The organism is Alkalibacillus haloalkaliphilus C5, assembly GCF_000269905.1.
Lineage (GTDB): Bacteria > Bacillota > Bacilli > Bacillales > Alkalibacillaceae > Alkalibacillus > Alkalibacillus haloalkaliphilus_A.
On record NZ_AKIF01000272.1, the window covers coordinates 1 to 1,254 of the forward strand.

At 33.8% G+C, this 1,254-nt stretch carries 1 protein-coding gene; it reads left to right on the forward strand.

Annotated features, from left to right (window positions below; genetic code table 11):
- Positions 1 to 372: 372 nt before the first annotated feature.
- Positions 373 to 1,254: DNA polymerase III subunit delta (holA, locus tag A194_RS0116335; protein ID WP_017187842.1), on the forward strand; the 882-nt coding region annotated here is incomplete at its 3' end.

The window sequence follows — 1,254 nt, forward strand, 5'->3', positions numbered from 1 at the left end:
TGTTTTTGGACTGTACATCCTGTTCGAATTCGTTCACAACCATCCCTCCTAAATCACTATCAGTATAAGCGATTCGATCAAAAAAATCTATATTTTTTGATGAATGTCAAAAAGTTGTGGAAAACCACGATTACGTTAATTGTAAAGACTTAACAGCCATAAACAATCCGTTTATACACACAATAAGTATAACACCAAACGTCGCTAAAGACAAAACTTCCCGGGGATTTGTTTTTAGCGTTTATATAGATACTGGGAGGAGCCAAAAGCGGTTCCTCTCTTTAAATTTTTGTGTAAGCTAATGGAATTGTTTATGTCATCTTGTGATTTTCTTTAAATCAGTATACGATAAAACAAGAAGGAGGACAATTCATGCATGCACAACAATTAATTAAGCAAAACATTAAAAGTGTTTCACCTATATATTTATTGTCTGGTGAGGAACCATATTTTATACAAAAAGTAAAAGAACGGATATTTGAATCAGTCAAAAACAACACAGACCCAGAGCCTGATATCCAAACTTATGATATGGAAACTATAGCAGTCCAAGAAGCTATTCATGATGTAGAAACATTCCCATTCTTCAGTGAACATAAGATTGTTATTATTAATCGGGCGAGCTTTTTAACTGGCCAAACGAAAAACGATATAGAGCATGATATAAATGCTTTGGAAGAATATATAGTTCAACCAACTGATTTTTCAACATTGATTATTGTGGCTCCTTATGAAAAATTAGACCAACGTAAAAAGATTGTTAAAACGATTAAAGAACATAGCGAATTAGTGGATTGTTCACCACCTCATGTTAACGATATGCAAGAAATGATTAAATCAATGGCAAAACAACACAACTTAAGGCTCCCAAATGAAGTGATCGAACTCATGACAGAACGTATTGGCGATCATTTAGATGCTTTGCAAAAGGAATTAATTAAGCTGTCTCTTTACTTTGGAGAGCAAGAGGTAACAGTTAGTGAGGCTGAACAATTAATTAGTACATATGCCGAAACAAGTTCCTTTTCACTTATTGATGCGTTAGTACAAAATCAACTTGGACAAGCCTTAAATATTCTAAAAGAATTAAAAAAACAGAACGAGGAACCGATCGCTTTGTTAGCATTAGTCACTTCACAAGTAAGGTTAATCTTGCAATGTAAACTGTTGAAGAAAAAAGGCTACCAACAACAACAAATGGCTAAACAAATTAAAGCTCATCCTTATGCTGTGAAAATGGCTTCTAAACGAGAG